The sequence below is a fragment of the Flavobacterium laiguense genome (assembly GCF_003097655.1).
Lineage (GTDB): Bacteria > Bacteroidota > Bacteroidia > Flavobacteriales > Flavobacteriaceae > Flavobacterium > Flavobacterium laiguense.
In genome coordinates this window covers 154,315-172,969 of record NZ_QCZH01000007.1, presented here as the reverse complement: position 1 = coordinate 172,969, position 18,655 = coordinate 154,315, and the positions used below count along the sequence as shown (strand labels likewise).

The window sequence follows — 18,655 nt, the reverse complement described above, 5'->3', positions numbered from 1 at the left end:
AGATTTTAGATTTTAGATTTTAGATTTTAGATTTTAGATTTTAGATTTTAGATTTTAGATTTTAGATTTTAGATTTTGTCCTATAAAAAAAGCGATTTTCATCCTGAAAATCGCTTTTTTTATTTCTAAACACAGACTGAATACAAAATCTGATTACCTCGTTCTAAAACTGAACACTCAAAAACTGTCCCGATAATTATCGGGAACTGAACACTTTTCTTAAATAAGCTTCGAGAAATCGGGTTTGAAATAATTCGGGCCTTTCATCACTTTTCCGTCTTCTCTGTAAATAGGATTTCCATCTTCACCTAATTTACTCATATTAGAGCGTTGAATTTCGTCAAAGACTTCTTCAATTTTGTGTTGTAATCCGTGTTCTATAATCGTACCGCAAAGGATATACATCATATCGCCAAGTGCATCGGCAATTTCAATTAGATCATTATTTTGAACCGCTTCTAGATACTCTTCGTTTTCTTCCTTCATCAAATTGTAGCGAAGTATGTTTTTACTTTCTCCTAAGTCGGCAATCGGAGTTTCGCTATGCCCAATTCTAAATGCGGTATGAAATTCCTTAACGGCGTTGATTTGTTTTTGCATACTTTTTAATTCATTGATTTGAAATGGAAAATTAACAACTATTTCTAAACTATTACCTAAATTTGTCAAAAATTATTTAAACATGTTTAGTCAAGGTCAATTAGTATTTGCAGTTTGTTTTTTTATAGCCTTTGTTGTTGCAATGGTTTTTGCCTATCGAAAAGATGCCAATTTACACAAAGTTTTCTATAAAGGAAATTATAAAATTCTAATAGGTTTCCTTGTTTTTATTGGACTCTTATTTGTGATCAAAATTTATTTTAAGCATTAAAATAAAAAACGCCCACTTCACTGTGGGCGTTTTTATCATTACAGCATTTTTGCTTTTTAATTTTCTAATGGTAAAAAACCAAAGTTTTTAGAATACTTCAACATTTGTTCTGCAAATGTTTTAGGTTGCTCTACCACTATAGAACTAATTTCTCCTTTAGCATTTAATTTCGGAACCAAAACTGGATTTACAAAACCATTATAAGGAGCATCAGGAAATTGTTTATTACGTTCTAGTACTTCGGCATGTATTTTTTGATCTACTTTTACTCCGTAATTTTCTACCAATGCTTTTCCTGCTTCAAAATCGCCTTCGGATTTTATACGTTGCACTTCTTTCAATAATTGCCCAAACAAATCATGTAGTTTATCATAATCGGTGATATTAAAATACGTTTTTCCATTACGGGAAACCATTTCAATAACATTGTCTTTCTTCCCGTTTTCATACACCCAAGCACTTACCCATTGACGGTTTCTCATGTGCGCTTCTTCAATATTAGCACCCAATTCTAAACGAACCAGCTGTGTCATTAACCCATTTCTGATATACCCATCATAACACTGCATCCCTAAATCTTTCCAATTATCTACTAATCCAAGTTCTTGAATTTTAGGATTGTATAAATAGAACAATCCCACTAAATCGGCTCTTCCTTCCTCTAGTGTTGAAGCGTAATTTTTTAATGTTTCTTTTGGAGTTCCAACACCTGGATTTATTTGTCCCGAAGCGTGACCTACCACTTCATGCAAAGAAGTATGCAATTTACCACCTAACTCAGCGTATTTTTCAGCCAATCTTATTTCCTCTTCATCATTTGCAAATTCTTGCAATTTTCCTTTTCCTCCAGATTTAGAATAAGCATCTATAATATTCCCTAGAGAAACGGATTTAGAACCATAGTCTGCACGAATCCAATCGGCATTTGGAAGATTCACCCCAATTGGTGTACTCGGAGAAGCATCTCCAGATTCACCCGCAACAACAACCGTTTTATATGAAACCCCAACAACGTTTTTCTTTTTATGTTCTGGCAATAACGGAGAGTTGTCCTCAAACCATTGAGCATTTTTAGATACCACTTCCATTTTCTTAGACATATCAAAATCTTTTATCTGAACAATGCCTTCATAAGAACCTCTATATCCTAATGGGTCATTGTACACTTCAACAAATCCGTTGATGTAATCTATATTACCGTCGGTAGCCTGTAACCAAGCAATATTAAAATCATCCCATGTTTTAAGACTTCCTGTTTTATAAAAACTAACCAATAAAGTAATTGCATCGGCTTGTTTTTTATTCTCGGCTACGCTTTGCGCTTTCTCCAACCAATAAATCATTTTATCAATTGCAGCTCCGTACATTCCTTTGCTTTTCCAAACTTTTTCTTCTAATTGTCCTTTCGAATTACGAACCAATTTAGAATTAATGCCATACGAATAGGGTTTCTTAGCGTCTAGACTCGTTTTTTTGGCATAAAAAGCTTCGACTTCTTTTTGGGTAATTCCTTTTTCATAAAAATTAATAGACGAACCCTCTAACAATCCTTTTGAGGAATCGAGATTTACTTTTTTTGAATCAACATCATTGAAGAGAATTTCAGCTATTTGAGGTGACAAAGTCGTTTTAGTATTTTTCAACAAGCCATTAAAATAAGCTAATGAAAAACCAGCCTTGATTTTCTCGTTTGAATAATGATGATGGATTCCGTTTGAAAACCAAACTCTTTTTAAATAAATTTCAAAATTTTTCCAATCTGGAACATTTTTATCCCCTTTATAATTTTGATAAATATTTTCTAATGCTTTTCTAATTTTTAGATTGTGTCTGTAATTTTGATCCCACATGATATCTCGCCCAGAAGTGCCCGCTTGCGTAAGAAAGTACACTAGTTTTTGCTCTTTTAAAGTAAGATTTTCCCAGCCAGTAATTTGGTAACGCAACACTTTTATATCAGAGAATTGCTCTACCACATAATCAAATGGAGTATTCTCAGCAGATTTTACCGTTGTAGTTTTCTCATTTTGAGCGTTGCAAACAACAGAAACCGCAATGGTCATAAAAAACCCTGCACTTTTAAGTAATTTCATTATTATTATTTTTTAGATGTTAAACAAATAAATACTCAACAAATATAAGCATTCTTCAAACATATAATAAATCTCTGGACTAGATAAAAAACAAATCCGCTGCCCTAAACCATCAAAAAACACCTTACTCTTATTTTGTTTTCTAAAAACACTTTTTCGAAGCAAGGCGGGGATATTTTACAGGCAGTTACTTTAGAATATTAATTAAATTTCTAACTTTACAACAGAAACAAACCAACCTACTATGAGAATCATTAAATACCTTTTTCTTTTGCTGCTATTAAGCCTTGTGGCACTTACCATATTTATCGCAACTCAAAAAGGAGATTTCACTGTAAAAAGCAGTAAAACAATAAATTCTCCAAAGGCCACTGTTTTTAATTATGTAAATGACTATAAAAACTGGGGAAAATTTAGCTCTTGGATAACCGCTGACACAAATATAAAATTGTCCTATTCTCCAATTTCAATAGGAAAAGGAAGTTCTTTATCTTGGGATGGCGCAAATGATTCGGGTACCATTCAAACATTATATACAAAAGACAATGACAGTATTGTTCAAAAAATGGATTTTAACGAAACCTCTTCAGATGTAACTTGGCATTTTAAAGATACTTTGGGAGGCACGAAAGTAACTTGGAAATCGAAAGGAAAAATGGATTTTCTATTAAAAGTGAATTCTTTTTTGAGTGGAGGAACTCAAAATTCATTGGCTAAAGTCTTTGATAAATGTTTAGCCAATTTAAACAAAACACTTGATTTTGAAACCAATACTTTTGATGTAAAAGTAAATGGAAGAGTAAAAAAATTGGAGACTTTTTATTTAAGACAATCTTTCACCAGTAAAATATCCGACATTACCCGAAATGCAAATGTCATTTTCCCTAAAATATTGACTTTTTGCAAACAAAACAATATCGTTTTGAACGGAAAACCATTTATCATTTATCACACATACGACACCATTCATAATTTAACGAAAGTTTCTTTTTGTATTCCTATAAAAGAGGAAATCTTTACTAGCGAAGGAAGTGATATTTTATCTGGAAAATTGATCCCATTTGAAGCCGTAAAAACAACTTTAATGGGTAATTATACATACAAAGGAAAGGCTTTGGATAAATCTTTGGAATATTTTACCACAAACAAAATTATTGCGGATTCTACTTTTTCACACATGGAAATATTTACCATTGGAAAAAAAGAAGCGAAGACTCCATCAAAATGGGTAACCGAAATCTATTATCCTATAAAACCAAAAGCTATACCAGCACCTTATAAACGAGTAATAAAAGACAGTCTTACACTCACTCCTACCACAATTAAGAGTGAAGACAAATCTGAATTTTAATTATTTTGGACGTTTTCCAACCATATAAGACATATAAGTTCATTTAAGTTGGACTATTTTGAATTCTTAAATAATATATGAGTATGAGTAAAGGAAGTTGAGCTTACATTTTCTTATATGACTTATATGGTTCAAATTCATTCTATGCTAAATTTAAAATAGCATCATTTTTTCATTTTAGATTAAACCTTTTTGATTCATTGGCATCTAACTACAAAAGAAATAGAAATTGCAGGAAGAAAAGGAATTCATCACCAATTTATTGAACCCTCAAACGCAGAATCAAGCGTTTCAAAAGCTCTTACACGAATATCAAAAACCGCTGTACAATCACATTCGGAATATCGTTTTAAGCCATGATGATACCGATGATGTTTTACAAAATACGTTTGTAAAAGTGTTTCAACATCTAAAGAATTTTAAGGGTGAAAGCAAACTATTTTCTTGGATGTATCGAATAGCAACTAATGAAGCCCTTTCTTTTTTGAATCTAAAAGCAAAAAAAAGCGGCATATCATCTGTTGAATTGCAAAATAAAGCGATTGACAATCTAAAAGCCGACATCTATTTTGACGGCGATGAGATTCAATTCAAACTACAAAAAGCAATAGCAACCTTACCGGAAAAACAACAATTGGTTTTTAAAATGAAATATTTTGAAGATTTAAAATACGAAGAAATATCCGAAATACTGGGTACTTCGGTTGGTGCCTTAAAAGCATCTTACCATCATGCCGTTAAAAAAATAGAAATTTTTGTGACAGTCAATTAAACCATTTAGTTAAGATTAAGTCAAATACACATTATGAAACCATTTAAACTAGAAGACGAACCAAAAATAAATCCAGGATTTAAAACTCCTGAGGGTTATCATGATTCCTTTTCTTCAAAATTTTTACAAAATCTACCAAAAGAAGAAATTACAAGTAATGTAAAAGTAATCTCTATCTTTAGAAAAAGGAAAACTATTATAATGGCAATTGCGGCTGTGTTAGTACTTGCCATAATGATTCCGATTCTTTATACCACTGATGTGAAAAATAACGAACTAGATTCTACAACTATTGAAAATTATCTAGCCGAAGATTCCAACATAAACCATTACGAGTTAATTGGAGAAATTGAACCTGAAAACAACAGTATTGTAAATTTAACAAAACTAGAAGATGAAACATTGGAAGACATTTTAGTCACAAATCCGAACATGGAAAATTTACTTATCGAAAATTAGATATAAAATATCACATTAACAGAACCAAAATCAGAAACAATGAACATTAGAAAATTATATCCGATATTATTTTTATTTATGTCTTTTACTTTTTACGCTCAAGGCGAAAGAATGAAAGAAAAAAAGGAACAAATTAAAGCCATGAAAGTAGCTTTTTTAACCACGGAATTAAACCTTACCTCTAATGAAGCCGAAAAATTCTGGCCCATTTACAATACTTTCGATGATAAGCAGTTTGAATTGAGACATAAAAAATTGAAAGGATCTTATCGAAAAATGGATAATGATGAATTAGACAAGTTATCCGAGAAAGAAGCAAAGGTACTTTTAAACCAAATTGAAAGCAATGAAGAGGAATTGTTTCAATTAAGAAAAAAATTTATCAGTAATTTGAAAGATGTACTTCCTGCCATAAAAATCATTAAATTAAAAAAAGCAGAAGAAAATTTCAGTAGAAAATTATTGCAGCAGTATAGAGACAACGCTCCAAAAAAATAATTTTAATTCAGGAAATCCCCGTTTGATAGTTCATTCTATTAAACGGGGATTTTTTTTATTTAAAACGAATTCGGATCATTTTATTACGACCAGCTGCAATTGCGGTGTTTTTATCTAAAAACCGAATCGTAAACAAACTTGAATCTTGCAGCAATTGTACCCAAGTCACACCACCATCCGATGAATAACTTAGACCTGAAGCCCCTACAACGACCAATCCTTTTCCGTTACTGTTAGGGACATATTGCACACAGGAAGCATAACCGAATCCTTGTTTTTCTGCAATGAGTTGCCAAGTTTTCCCGCCATCGTTGGTGACTGCTTTATTCTCAAAATTCTGATTCAGTACTTCATAATTTCCACCAGCTAAAAAACCATTTTCCTTATCATAGAAATCTGCAGTAAAAATACCAGTCATTTGTTTTCCTTGCACAATTGGTGTTTCAAAGACTTCCCAAGAATTTCCTTTATCCGAAGAATAAAAAACCCTTGATTTTTTTCCTCCGGAAACAATCCAAGTATCATTGCCCTTTATAACAATATTCGTATTACTTGCGGCAAAATGAGCTTCTCCTTCAAAAACTTTTGGCAATTTACTATTGGGGATTTTACTCCATGTATTCCCTCCGTCATGGGTTACGATAACCGAAAGACAATCATCAATAGGATCACCAACAGCTATCCCATCTTTATCATTCCAAAACTGCATACTATCATAAAAAACTTTTTTATCATTTTCTTGATACACTAATTGAACCTCTTTTCCATCTTTACTAATTTGATACAACAATGCAGGATTAGCCACATTAAGCGCATATATAAACTTTGAAGTTTTGGCTATACTCCTAAACTCAATATTCAAAGTGTCTTTTTTTATAACCTTTTCAAATTTTTTATTTGATTTTAAATCATAATAACCAAATTTCCCTTGATCAGCAGCGTACCATATTTTACCGTTATCCAATACAATTGCCCTAATACTTATTTTATCTTGAAACAAAGTATCAACTTGTATGGTGCTAAAAACGGCTTGTGTATTTTTATTTTTGGAGGAATTTTGAGCTTCAACAAAAAACAAAACATTCAACAACAGTATAGTTATATAAATTCTTCTCATGGTATCGATTTTTTTTAGAACAAATATATAATAATGTTAAACAAAAATTACCAGTATCATTTAATTATGGCACAATTGTTGTTTATATCTTAAAAACAAATAATAACCCAAATAGCCATGAAATCAAAATTACAATTCGTAGCACTTATAACTACATTCTTTGCATTACAAATGAATGCACAAGACAGAACAACGGTAAACGCAATGAACTCTGAAATTAGTGATAATTTAGATTTAAGAGCTGTATCTTCAATCTTTGGAGAATCTCAAAACTTAAAAGATTTTGAAAGAAGATTAAACGATCCTAGAACTAAAATATCAAACTTAGATTTGAATAACGACAATCAAGTTGACTACTTGAGAGTAATTGAATCTGTAGAGAAAAGAACACACGTAATCATTGTACAATCGGTTATTGGTCGTGATCTTTATCAAGATGTTGCTACTATCGAAGTAGAGAAAGACAGACAAAACAATATTTCGATACAAATCGTTGGAAACTCTTATATGTATGGTCAGAATTACATTTACGAACCTGAATATTGTTATACGCCTCAAATCTACGCTTCATTATGGATTAATAGTTACCAACCTTATTATTCTTCTTGGACATGGAATTACTACCCAACCTACTATTATTCTTGGAACCCATATCCTTTATACAGATATAGAAACAATATATATGGTTGCGTAAACTATTATAACAATTACAATTATGTAAATTACAGAAGATGCTATAGAGCTCCAGTAATCTATAATTCTTATAGCTGTAATAGTTATGAAAAGCAATACCCAAACTACGCATTTTCTAGAAGAAACTATCAAGTTTCGAACCGATATGAATTAGACCAAAAAAGATACAATACTAATAACAGATCCAGAAACGATATCGCTTATTCTAGAAACAATAGCAATTATCAAAGAGAGTATACTCAAACCAGAACGAGTTCACCAAAAGAATATACAACTCAAAGAGTAGAACCCCAAAGAGAATATTCTCAAAATAGAACTAACACTACAAGAGAAAATAACACTCAAAAAGGAGAACCTCAAAGAGAATATTCTCAGAATAGAACAAGCTCTCCAAGAGAATACAACACTCAAAGAGTCGAACCTCAAAGAGAGTACACTCAAAACAGAACAAGTACTCCAAGAGAATACAACACTCAAAAGGCAGAACCTCAAAGGGAACATTCTCAAAACAGAACAAGCAACAACACCCAAAGAACTGAATCCCAAAGAAGTACAGACTACACATCTAGAAACACAAACAGAAGAATCTAAATGAATTTAAATTACAAAAAAGGCTCGGTAGATAACTACCGAGCCTTTTTTTTTATTTTAAAAAATAAGGCGCTTTATTTTATTTTAAAATAGTAAATTTGACAAGTTTTTTAAAAATTTTAAATGAGCGCAACGCACAAAGACCTCCACAGCAAATTAACTTTAGGTGGATTATTAATTTCTCTAGGAATAATTTATGGAGATATTGGAACATCTCCATTATACGTAATGAAAGCCATACTTGGCGATTATATTATAAATGCAGATATTGTTTTAGGTGGTATCTCTTGTGTTTTTTGGACACTTACTTTACAGACCACCATCAAATACGTACTGATTACATTAAGTGCTGACAATCATGGTGAAGGCGGAATTTTCGCCCTTTATGCCTTGGTCAAGAAAACTAAAATTAAATGGTTAATTGTCCCCGCAATTATCGGAGGTAGTGCCTTGCTTGCTGACGGAATCATTACACCTCCTATCTCTGTATCATCAGCGGTAGAGGGAATGAGAATGTACTTTCCTCATATCAATACAGTGCCTATTGTAATTGGAATCTTATTCATACTCTTTACGATTCAGCAATTCGGAACTAAATTAGTAGGTAAATTTTTTGCTCCAATGATGCTTATTTGGTTTGGAATGCTAGCTACCTTAGGTATTTATCAAATATCAATGCATCCTGAGGTTTTCAAAGCAATAAATCCTTATTATGCTTATCACTTATTATCCATACATCCTGAAGGCTTTTTTGTACTAGGTTTTGTTTTCCTTTGTACCACTGGAGCAGAAGCTCTATATTCTGACATGGGACATTGCGGGAGAAAGAATATTAGAATCAGTTGGATTTTTGTAAAAATCGCATTAGTTCTTAATTATTTCGGCCAAGCAGCCTACTTAATACATCATGAAGGAGTAACATTGCAAACTTTAGGAGGAGATTATGCAAACCCTTTTTACTTAATGATGCCAGAATGGTTTAAACCTTTTGGAATTGTCATTGCCACTCTTGCCACTGTGATTGCCTCTCAAGCACTTATCTCAGGATCATTCACTTTAATAAATGAAGGAATGAAATTGAACTTTTGGCCAAAAGTAAAAATCAAATACCCTACTGAGCTAAAAGGACAAATATATATCCCATCGATAAACTGGTTGTTATTTTTTGGTTGTGTTGGAATCGTTTTGCATTTTGAAGAGTCCAGCAATATGGAACACGCCTATGGTTTGGCAATTATATTATGTATGATAATGACCACCGTTTTGCTTAATTTTTATTTAATAATGAAAAGGGTAAAATGGTATTTTTTCGTTCCATTAATTACCATTTACTTAGGAATTGAGTTTAGTTTTTTGGCCGCCAATATCACAAAGTTTGGAGAAGGTGGTTACGTAACTCTTTTTATCGCTTTGATTTTAACAGGAGTTATGACTGTTTGGTACAGAGCAAAACAGATTAGTAAAAGCTATACTAAAATTGTAAAAATAGATGATTACAAAAAAGTATTGGAAGAATTAAGTGCTGATTTATCTATTCCAAAATATGCAACACATTTAGTGTATATGACCAATGCCAATCGCACTGATGAAATAGAAGAAAAAGTGATGTTTTCAATCTTGCAGAAAAGACCTAAAAGAGCTGATATATATTGGTTTGTTCACGTTAACATATTACCAGAACCTTACAAAACCGAATACAAAGTAAAAGAGATTCTGAAAGACGATTTATACCGTGTTGATTTCAATTTAGGTTTTAGAGAGCCTACTAAAATCAACTTAATGTTCAAAGAAGTTATTAAAGACATGGTGAAAAATGGTGAAGTAGATATTACCAGTAGATACGAGTCATTAAACAAAAACAACATTATTGGCGACTTTAAATTTGTATTGTCTGAGAAATTCTTATCCAATGACAGCGATATGTTATGGCATGAAAAATTAATAATGAATTCTTATTTCTTTATTAAAAAACTAAGCCTATCCGAAGAAAGCGCTTTTGGATTGGATAGTAGCTCCGTGAAAATAGAAAAATTCCCAATGGTACTCCACCCACCAGAAAACATTGGACTAACGAGAGTATTCGTTAAAAACTAAAAACACCCAAAAAGCACTGTTGTAAAACAGTGTTTTTTTTTGGTTAAAATATAAATCTTAGATTTAATCAATAAATAGTACCTTTGCACTTCAATTATTTAAAATGAGATTACACAGAAATTTAGTTTACACTACCATCGATGCTCTTAACGCTATTTTTAACGAAGGAGAATATGCCGATAAAGTAGTAGCAAGATCCCTAAAAAAAGACAAACGTTGGGGAAGTTCAGATAGAAAATTTGTTGCCGAAACCATCTACGAAGTTGTACGTTGGAAAAGATTATATGCCGAGATTGCCGAAGTAAAAGAACCGTTTGACAGAGATAATCTTTGGAGAATGTTCTCTGTATGGGCAGTGTTAAGAGGATACCCAATTCCAGATTGGAGACAATTAGAAGGCACACCTGAGCGAAAAATAAAAGGTCGCTTTGATGAGCTTTCAAAAGTGAGAGCCTTAAAAGAATCTATTCCAGACTGGATGGATGAATTGGGCGTAAAAGAACTTGGAGAAAAAGTTTGGGCAACAGAAATTGCTGCTCAAAACCAACCTGCAAAAGTGATTTTAAGAGTAAATACCCTTAAAACTACCAAAGAAAATTTAAGAGCTATTTTGATGGATCTAAACATCGAAACAGAGTTCTTAAAAGATCAACCTGATGCTTTAGTATTAAAAGAAAGAGCCAATGTATTCTTGACAGATGCCTTCAAGCAAGGTTTTTTTGAAGTACAGGATGCCAATTCACAATTAGTAGCTCACTTCCTAGATGTAAAACCAGGAATGCGTGTAGTAGATACTTGCGCTGGTGCTGGAGGAAAAACGTTGCATATCGCTTCTTTGATGGAAAACAAAGGACAATTGATTGCAATGGATTTGTATGAAAGCAAATTGAAACAATTAAAAATTAGAGCCAAAAGAGATGGCGCTTTCAATATTGAATACCGCATCATTGATTCTACAAAAATCATCAAAAAACTTCACGAAAGAGCTGATAGAGTTTTGATTGACGCTCCTTGTAGCGGTCTGGGTGTTCTTAAAAGAAATCCTGACGCCAAGTGGAAATTAAAACCCGAATTCATTGATAACATCCGTAAAGTACAATCGGAAGTTTTAGAAAGTTATTCGAAAATTGTAAAACCAGGTGGTAAATTAGTTTATGCAACTTGCTCAATTTTACCTTCTGAAAATCAAGAGCAAATCGCTCGTTTCTTGACAACAGATATTGGTAAACAATTCAATTTCATAAAAGACCAAAAAATACTGGCATCTGAGTCTGGTTTTGATGGATTTTACATGGCTTTGTTGGAGAGAAAAGAGTAAAATTTCAATATCAAAAATCAATTGCAATTGCAATTGCAATTACCAAAAAAAACTCCAATTTTCGATTTGAAAATTGGAGTTTTTTATTCTATTAAAAAAATTGATTCTTGAAATTGTTATTGCTATTGCAATTTCTTTAATCATTCATAGAGATTAAAAATTCATCATTATTTTTGGTTTTCTTAAAACGATCATTGATAAAATCCATCGCTTCAACAGGATTCATATCCGATAGATATTTACGCATAATCCACATTCTTTGCAATGTTTTTTGATCTAATAACATATCGTCTCGTCTCGTACTTGAAGAAGTCAAATCAATAGCTGGAAAAATACGTTTATTAGCAATTTTTCTATCCAATTGCAATTCCATATTACCGGTTCCTTTGAATTCCTCAAAGATAACCTCGTCCATTTTAGAACCCGTTTCTGTTAATGCAGTTGCAATAATACTCAACGACCCACCATTTTCAACATTACGAGCCGCTCCAAAGAAACGCTTAGGTTTTTGCAGAGCATTCGCATCAACTCCACCGCTCAATACTTTACCGGAAGCAGGTTGTACTGTATTATAAGCTCTAGCCAAACGAGTTATGGAGTCTAAAAGAATCACAACGTCGTGACCACATTCAACCAAGCGCTTCGCTTTTTCTAGGACAATATTAGCAATCTTAACGTGTTCTTGAGGCTCTCTATCAAATGTAGATGCAATTACCTCGCCACGCACACTACGCTGCATGTCTGTAACCTCTTCCGGACGCTCGTCAATCAATAAAACAATTAAGTAAACCTCAGGATGGTTCGCAGCAATTGCATTGGCAATTTCTTTAAGCAACATCGTTTTACCCGTTTTAGGCTGTGCCACGATCATTCCACGTTGCCCTTTTCCTATTGGAGAAAACAAATCAATAATTCGGGTTGAAATCGTACTTTGTTTTTCGGCTAATCTGAATTTTTCTGAAGGAAAAACAGGCGTTAAATGTTCGAATGAAACTCTGTCACGAACCACTTGCGGATCATGTCCATTTATTTTTAAAACTCGAACTAGAGGAAAAAACTTCTCTCCTTCTTTTGGAGGACGAACCACTCCCTTTACAGTGTCACCGGTTTTTAATCCAAACAAACGCACTTGAGAAGTAGACAAATAAATATCATCTGGTGAAGCCAAATAATTATAATCCGAAGAACGCAAGAAACCATAACCGTCAGGCATCATTTCAAGAACACCTTCGCTTTCAATAATCCCATCAAATTCAAAATCAGAATCTTTAAAATTACTTTTCTTGTTTTTAAAATTAGGATTTTGGTTTTGATTTGAATTCCCGTTTGGATTTGGGCTTGGGTTTGGATTAGCATTCCCGCTTTGATTTGGAACCTTTTTATTTAATTGATTTGGATTTATTTTTTTTGCAGGAGCAGAGTTTTCTGTCGATTCAGCCGTTTCAACTACTACTTCATCCAAATTAGCATTCGAAGAGGCCTCTTCTGTAGTTGCCGCTTCTTTTAATGCTTCTTTTTCTTTTTGCAAAGCCATCTTTTTCTCGTAAGCCGACTTGCTGAATTTTACTATTTTGGGCTCTTTTTTCTCAGAAGCAACTGGTGTTATAGTGTCTTCCGTTTTAGATACTATTGAATCATCCGTGCTTTTTTGCGGTACTATTTCATCAACCCTTGCGTTTTGAACTTCTTCATTAACAAATAGAGAAGCTGGAACTATTTTCGGAGTAGTTTCTTTTTTTACAGAAGCAATTCGAACTCTTTTAGGGCTATCTACTTCAATACTCTTTTCTGATATTATTTCTACAGTTGTTGCAACAGCTGCGGCTTGGTGTTCCAAAATTTGACTAATTAAAGTTTCTTTTTTTACACCGTTATATTTTATGGTTTTAGCTGTTTTAGCTATTTCTTGAAGCTCAGAAAGCTTCAATTCTTTTAATGCAGAAATATCAAACATGAATGTTCTATTTGTTTAATTAATTTTGGAAAAAATACAAAAGATTTTTAAGGTAGTATCTTAGTTAAATAGACCGCAGTATGAAGTGCTTACGGTAATGTTATGCAATAATACAAATAAAATTTATCATACAATAGTATTTAATAAAAAGAAAATATATTTTTGTAAAACAATTTTAAGAATATGATACAAAGAATTCAAACCATATATTTATTCCTTACTTTTATAGCGGTAGGAGTTTTGCCTTATATTTTTCCTTTATGGACAATGGATAATGGAAAAGATTATTTTTTTATGCAAAATCAAATCTACGTTATCTTATTAGGATTAAGTACTGCAATAACCGTTTATAGCATTATAACATTTAAAAAAAGACAAACCCAATTTGTTGTTAACAGATTGAATATCATATTAAATTTGATTTTATTAGGATTGTTTGTATATCATTCACTAAATCTATCTGGAGAAACACCTGCTGTTTCAGAGAAAGGTATTGGGATGTTTCTACCTATCTTGGCTATCGTATTATTAGTCTTGGCTAATAAAGCCATCAAGAAGGATGAAGATCTTGTAAAATCTGTGGATCGATTGAGGTAAACCTATAAAGTTAATTTATTAATGTGCGAAGAGAACCCGAATGTAATAATTCGGGTTTTTTTATTACAGAAAAGAACTATTACTTTTCAAAAAAAAATACAGAAACACAAGTATCATAGATCATTTTTTTTCATAAATTTGGAAACCAGTTCAAAAAAACATGACAACAAATACCAGAATTCACCTAGCAGATGACCATAAAATAATTATTCACGGGATTCAAACATTACTCAACACCATACCCAATTTTGAAATCGTAGGTTTTTCATTAAACGGAACTACTATTTTTGACGATGTTACCAACAACAAAGCAGACATTCTTGTATTAGACATTAGTATGCCCGAAAAAGACGGAATTGAAGTAGTAAAGGAATTTGCCGAAAAAGGTTTTCCTTGTAAAGTCATTATTCTTTCCAGCTATGATGATTTGAAGCTAATAAAGGAAATCATGGATCTTGGCGTAAGCGGATATTTAACTAAGCAATGTGCCGGCGAAAATATTATTGAAGCTGTACAGGCTGTTGCAAATGGAGAAGAATATTTTTGTGAATCTATCCGTGAAAAAATATTCAATAAAGCTACCAAAAACAACCCTAAGCTAAACATCTACAAACCTAAAGTAAATCCTTTATTGACAGAGCGTGAAATAGAAATTATTATCTTGATTGCACTGGAGTTTAGCGGAAAGGAAATAAGTGAAGAACTGTTTATTAGCACAAACACTGTTGAAACACACCGAAAAAATATTTTAAAAAAATTAAAAGCAAAAAACACTATAAGCATTGTTAAATACGCTATGAACAACCATTTAATTATTTCGTAAACTTATTATAAACTATTTACCCATACTTATTCTTATTACTGATTGCGCTAATTTATGTTTCAAAATCGATTCCTTTTTTTACTGTCATTTATTCTTGTGCTTTTTTGGGGCGAAAGTTCTTCTGCTCAGAAAAAAACGCTTGCTGAAAAAGAAATTATCTCATTAATAAACGATGCTAGCGCTGAACTTAATAATAATCAATATGAAAAATCATTATTAAAATCAAGAATTGCCCTGGAAAAAGCCATTACTGTTAAAAATCACGATTTAATAGCCAATTCCTATTTAATTATAGCGGCAAACTTTGATGAATTAACAGAACCAACAAAGGCTTTATTCTATTACAATTTAGGTCTTTCTTATGCAAAGAGAACTAACAATAACATTTTAAAAAATCAATTTTACAATAATTTGGGTAACATTTATTGTTTTGATAAAAAAGTGTACAACAAAGGCATTTACTATTACAAAAAATCATTAAGTATCAGTCAAAAAATTCATGATACTGAACAAACATTACTTACCAATCTTAATATCGCTTGGGCCCATTTTGACATTAATAAATATGACGAAGGTTTTCCTTATTTAAAACATGTCAATAAATACCAATCCATTCATGGAGATGAGTCTACAATTGTTGCCGTAAACATGTTGAACGGAATGTATTACAACAATAAAGACGAGAATAAAAAAGCTGAAAAACATTTTACCCTTGCAATTCAACAAGGAAATTTAGGAAATGAAAAATCAGATTTATCATACTCCTATTTAGAATATTCTAAATTTTTGAATAAAATAGGCAATTATAAAAAAGCCTATGAAAATCTTCGCCTTTACAATAAAATTACAGACGAACAACAGCTAGAAAACAAACTCAAAAAAGCAAATGTAATAGGTGCAAATCTCGAAATAGACCAATACAAAAGGGAAATAGACAAAATTGAAACCAAGTATAAAATAAAACAAAACAAACTACTTGAAGAACAATCCAGAAACAAAAAAATTGTAATTATTGTTTTTTTGCTTTTCATATCTGCTATTGTATTTTTCTACTATTTTATTCAAAATTTACGTTTAAAAGAAAAAAACAAACTCAATGATTTACAAAGTAAAATACAAGAGAACATCATTAATGCCTCTATAGATGGACAAGAATTAGAGCGAAAAAAAATAGCATCTTTTTTACACGACAATATTAGCTCCTTACTTTCCTCTGCAGGGATACATCTCAAAGTTTTTACCTCCCAAAATTTTTTACAAACAGAAGAAATAGTAAAAACTAAAACAATACTTGAAGAAGCCCACAATCAAATTAGGAATTTATCCCACGAACTTATGCCTTCGCTTCTGGTTAGATTTGGATTGCTTTATGGTTTAGATGATTTGTGTGAAAAAAATTCTAATTCAAATATAAGAATAGAATTCAACAGTCTTGTCCCAATAAAAAAACGCTACAACGAAGAATTTGAAATGAAACTCTATTTTATCGTTACCGAGTTACTGAACAATATCATTAAACACAGTGAGGCTTCTAATGCAAAAATTGCTTTAGAAGAAATTGACAACAACCTCCTTATTGTAGTTACTGATAATGGAAATGGCTTCATCGACAATGAATTTGAACTAAAAGAAGGTTTCGGTATCAATCAAATTAGAGCCCGAATGAACAATATGAAAGGTGAATTTATTATCAATTCCATTCTTAATACCGGAACTACGATCATCTTAAAAACCCCTATTTTAAACAAATAAGAACTGATTTTTTTGTGAATATTTAGTGATTAGTAAAAAGTAATTAGCTGTTAGCCATCCCAAAACGTAAAATTATTCAAGAAAAGCTTTAGTCGATAAATTACAGATTAATGCTAATCACTTAAGGCCATTCACTAATCACTGAATAATTACACTTTCTTCCCTATTTCTATAATTTCCAAATCCTTTATTTTATCTCCATCAATTACAAAACGAAGCATCGTTCTCACTTGATGAAAGCCACTTATCCCTGCAGCTCCTGGATTCATGTGCAACAAATTATGCTTTTTATCAAAAATCACTTTTAGTATATGGGAATGTCCACAAATAAACAACTTTGGCGGGTTAGAAGCCATTTCAGCTTTCAGAGTTGGGTTGTATTTTCCGGGATAACCACCAATGTGCGTAATCCAGACATCAACACCTTCGCAAAAAAAACGGTTGTGCAACGGAAATTCCAATCGCGCTTGGGTATCATCAATATTCCCATAAACGCAACGCAATGGTTTTAGCTTCTTTATCGTGTCCGTAACGATTAAATCCCCAATATCTCCAGCATGCCAAACCTCGTCAGCCAGATTAACATATTTCAGAATTGTATCATCAATGTGACTGTGCGTATCGGAAAGAAGGAGGATTTGGGTCATGATAAATAGTCTTAAAGTCGCAAAGTTATGATTTAATCCCGAAGCATCGGGAGAAGATTAACGATTTTTGAATTCAGATTTAGAACAATCGCAACACAAAACTTCGTAAATTTGCAGGAGATGATTTCACCACTATAGTGAAATCAAAAATCATCATTCGTTAATCTACAATCAAAAATCTTTTGAGATATTTTATAAAACTAGCATACAACGGAACCCTATATCATGGTTGGCAGCACCAACCCAATGCAGCTTCTGTTCAAGAAACGATGAACAAAGCGTTTTCAACTATTCTCAATTCCCAGATTAATATCATGGGAGCTGGACGAACCGATACAGGAGTTCATGCCAAAGAAATGTATGCTCATTTTGATTTTGACACTCCATTTGATATTACAAGTTTAATACATAAACTCAATTCTTTTTTACCAAAAGATATTGTTGTGTATGCAATTTTTCCCGTTGCCGATGAAGCACACACTCGTTTTGATGCTACAAAAAGAACCTACGAATACCACATAAACACCTTTAAAGATGCATTTCTTCAAGAGCAAAGCTGGTATTTTTATCAAAAACTAGATTTGGATTTAATGAATGAGGCCGCAAAATCACTGCTGAACCATACTGATTTTCAATGCTTTTCCAAAGTAAATACCGACGTAAATACATTTGACTGCAGTATATTTGAGGCTTATTGGATAAAAGAAAATAACAAATTAATTTTCACAATATCAGCCAATCGTTTTTTGAGAAATATGGTTAGATCCATAGTGGGAACCTTAATTAATATTGGATTACACAAAATCACTTTGAATGATTTTGAAAAGATTATAGAAAGTAAAAACAGAGACAAAGCTGGATTTTCGGTACCGGCACATGGGTTGTATTTAACCAAAATAGAGTACGATTTAGAGAAAATAGAGAAGAGAGAAGAGAAAATAGAGGATAAAAAATAGAGAATTTATACGAAGATATAATAGATTTTAGATTAACTACCAGAATGCATAACAATTAACGCATAACTT

17 protein-coding genes are annotated in these 18,655 nt (G+C 32.2%); 12 read left to right on the top strand and 5 right to left on the bottom strand.

The genetic code is table 11. The annotated features are described in order from the left end of the window. Positions 1-219: 219 nt before the first annotated feature. Positions 220-600: a pyrophosphohydrolase domain-containing protein gene (locus DB891_RS08990; protein WP_116762717.1), complete on the bottom strand. Its 381-nt coding sequence runs from the start codon at positions 598-600 to the stop codon at positions 220-222. An 82-nt stretch (positions 601-682) separates the two neighbouring features. On the opposite strand from DB891_RS08990, the gene DB891_RS17770 reads away from it, so the two are divergent. Beyond that, complete coding sequence (locus tag DB891_RS17770; protein WP_116762690.1) at positions 683-871, top strand: hypothetical protein; 189 nt, start codon at positions 683-685, stop codon at positions 869-871. A 56-nt stretch (positions 872-927) separates the two neighbouring features. On the opposite strand, the gene DB891_RS08980 is transcribed toward DB891_RS17770, so the two are convergent. After that, positions 928-2,964 (bottom strand): dipeptidyl-peptidase 3 family protein, encoded by a 2,037-nt coding sequence (locus tag DB891_RS08980; RefSeq protein ID WP_116762688.1) that lies wholly within the window; start codon positions 2,962-2,964, stop codon positions 928-930. A 244-nt stretch (positions 2,965-3,208) separates the two neighbouring features. Here DB891_RS08980 and DB891_RS08975 point away from each other — a divergent pair, with 244 nt between their 5' ends. The 4 genes from DB891_RS08975 (at position 3,209) to DB891_RS08960 (ending at position 6,044) form a co-directional block, all read left to right on the top strand. Beyond that, positions 3,209-4,315, top strand: a complete 1,107-nt coding sequence (locus DB891_RS08975; protein ID WP_116762686.1) for an SRPBCC family protein — start codon at positions 3,209-3,211, stop codon at positions 4,313-4,315. 229 nt (positions 4,316-4,544) lie between these two features. After that, a complete protein-coding gene (locus DB891_RS08970) occupies positions 4,545-5,087 on the top strand; it encodes an RNA polymerase sigma factor (RefSeq protein WP_116762685.1) in 543 nt (180 codons plus the stop codon). 33 nt (positions 5,088-5,120) lie between these two features. Next, positions 5,121-5,546, top strand: coding sequence for a hypothetical protein (locus DB891_RS08965; RefSeq protein ID WP_116762683.1), 426 nt, complete (start codon positions 5,121-5,123; stop codon positions 5,544-5,546). 39 nt (positions 5,547-5,585) lie between these two features. After that, positions 5,586-6,044 (top strand): sensor of ECF-type sigma factor, encoded by a 459-nt coding sequence (locus tag DB891_RS08960; RefSeq protein WP_116762681.1) that lies wholly within the window; start codon positions 5,586-5,588, stop codon positions 6,042-6,044. 55 nt (positions 6,045-6,099) lie between these two features. On the opposite strand, the gene DB891_RS08955 is transcribed toward DB891_RS08960, so the two are convergent. Further along, positions 6,100-7,161, bottom strand: a complete 1,062-nt coding sequence (locus tag DB891_RS08955; RefSeq protein ID WP_116762679.1) for a sialidase family protein — start codon at positions 7,159-7,161, stop codon at positions 6,100-6,102. Between the two features lie 117 nt (positions 7,162-7,278). Between DB891_RS08955 and DB891_RS08950 the strand changes: the two genes are divergently transcribed. The 3 genes from DB891_RS08950 (at position 7,279) to DB891_RS08940 (ending at position 11,857) form a co-directional block, all read left to right on the top strand. Beyond that, entirely contained in the window at positions 7,279-8,445 is a 1,167-nt protein-coding gene (locus DB891_RS08950; RefSeq protein ID WP_189337127.1) for a hypothetical protein, read from the top strand. Positions 8,446-8,568: 123 nt separating this feature from the next. Next, positions 8,569-10,539 carry a KUP/HAK/KT family potassium transporter gene (locus tag DB891_RS08945; protein ID WP_116762677.1) on the top strand — a complete coding sequence of 657 codons (1,971 nt, stop codon included), beginning with the start codon at positions 8,569-8,571 and terminating at the stop codon, positions 10,537-10,539. A gap of 103 nt (positions 10,540-10,642) precedes the next feature. Next, a complete protein-coding gene (locus tag DB891_RS08940; protein ID WP_116762675.1) occupies positions 10,643-11,857 on the top strand; it encodes an RsmB/NOP family class I SAM-dependent RNA methyltransferase in 1,215 nt (404 codons plus the stop codon). 136 nt (positions 11,858-11,993) lie between these two features. On the opposite strand, the gene rho is transcribed toward DB891_RS08940, so the two are convergent. After that, positions 11,994-13,811, bottom strand: coding sequence for a transcription termination factor Rho (gene rho, locus DB891_RS08935; protein ID WP_116762673.1), 1,818 nt, complete (start codon positions 13,809-13,811; stop codon positions 11,994-11,996). A 183-nt stretch (positions 13,812-13,994) separates the two neighbouring features. On the opposite strand from rho, the gene DB891_RS08930 reads away from it, so the two are divergent. From DB891_RS08930 to DB891_RS08920, 3 genes are all read left to right on the top strand, one after another. Continuing rightward, complete coding sequence (locus DB891_RS08930; RefSeq protein WP_116762671.1) at positions 13,995-14,408, top strand: DUF4293 domain-containing protein; 414 nt, start codon at positions 13,995-13,997, stop codon at positions 14,406-14,408. A gap of 160 nt (positions 14,409-14,568) precedes the next feature. Further along, positions 14,569-15,231 carry a response regulator transcription factor gene (locus DB891_RS08925; RefSeq protein ID WP_116762669.1) on the top strand — a complete coding sequence of 221 codons (663 nt, stop codon included), beginning with the start codon at positions 14,569-14,571 and terminating at the stop codon, positions 15,229-15,231. 54 nt (positions 15,232-15,285) lie between these two features. After that, positions 15,286-16,983 carry an ATP-binding protein gene (locus DB891_RS08920; RefSeq protein ID WP_116762667.1) on the top strand — a complete coding sequence of 566 codons (1,698 nt, stop codon included), beginning with the start codon at positions 15,286-15,288 and terminating at the stop codon, positions 16,981-16,983. Positions 16,984-17,132: 149 nt separating this feature from the next. Here DB891_RS08920 and DB891_RS08915 read toward each other — a convergent pair whose 3' ends face one another. After that, positions 17,133-17,630, bottom strand: coding sequence for a metallophosphoesterase family protein (locus DB891_RS08915; RefSeq protein WP_116762665.1), 498 nt, complete (start codon positions 17,628-17,630; stop codon positions 17,133-17,135). A gap of 182 nt (positions 17,631-17,812) precedes the next feature. Between DB891_RS08915 and truA the strand changes: the two genes are divergently transcribed. Then, positions 17,813-18,586, top strand: a complete 774-nt coding sequence (truA, locus tag DB891_RS08910) for a tRNA pseudouridine(38-40) synthase TruA (protein ID WP_116762663.1) — start codon at positions 17,813-17,815, stop codon at positions 18,584-18,586. Positions 18,587-18,655 lie beyond the last annotated feature (69 nt).

Bases quoted from the DNA above. Each gene is read 5' to 3' on its own strand.
- rho (WP_116762673.1), bottom strand. From the start codon at position 13,811: ATGTTTGATATTTCTGCATTAAAAGAATTGAAGCTTTCTGAGCTTCAA.
- DB891_RS08975 (WP_116762686.1), top strand. From the start codon at position 3,209: ATGAGAATCATTAAATACCTTTTTCTTTTGCTGCTATTAAGCCTTGTG.
- DB891_RS08925 (WP_116762669.1), top strand. From the start codon at position 14,569: ATGACAACAAATACCAGAATTCACCTAGCAGATGACCATAAAATAATT.
- DB891_RS08980 (WP_116762688.1), bottom strand. From the start codon at position 2,964: ATGAAATTACTTAAAAGTGCAGGGTTTTTTATGACCATTGCGGTTTCT.
- DB891_RS08955 (WP_116762679.1), bottom strand. From the start codon at position 7,161: ATGAGAAGAATTTATATAACTATACTGTTGTTGAATGTTTTGTTTTTT.
- DB891_RS17770 (WP_116762690.1), top strand. From the start codon at position 683: ATGTTTAGTCAAGGTCAATTAGTATTTGCAGTTTGTTTTTTTATAGCC.
- DB891_RS08990 (WP_116762717.1), bottom strand. From the start codon at position 600: ATGCAAAAACAAATCAACGCCGTTAAGGAATTTCATACCGCATTTAGA.
- DB891_RS08915 (WP_116762665.1), bottom strand. From the start codon at position 17,630: ATGACCCAAATCCTCCTTCTTTCCGATACGCACAGTCACATTGATGAT.
- DB891_RS08940 (WP_116762675.1), top strand. From the start codon at position 10,643: ATGAGATTACACAGAAATTTAGTTTACACTACCATCGATGCTCTTAAC.
- DB891_RS08965 (WP_116762683.1), top strand. From the start codon at position 5,121: ATGAAACCATTTAAACTAGAAGACGAACCAAAAATAAATCCAGGATTT.
- DB891_RS08945 (WP_116762677.1), top strand. From the start codon at position 8,569: ATGAGCGCAACGCACAAAGACCTCCACAGCAAATTAACTTTAGGTGGA.
- DB891_RS08960 (WP_116762681.1), top strand. From the start codon at position 5,586: ATGAACATTAGAAAATTATATCCGATATTATTTTTATTTATGTCTTTT.
- DB891_RS08930 (WP_116762671.1), top strand. From the start codon at position 13,995: ATGATACAAAGAATTCAAACCATATATTTATTCCTTACTTTTATAGCG.
- DB891_RS08920 (WP_116762667.1), top strand. From the start codon at position 15,286: ATGTTTCAAAATCGATTCCTTTTTTTACTGTCATTTATTCTTGTGCTT.
- DB891_RS08950 (WP_189337127.1), top strand. From the start codon at position 7,279: ATGAAATCAAAATTACAATTCGTAGCACTTATAACTACATTCTTTGCA.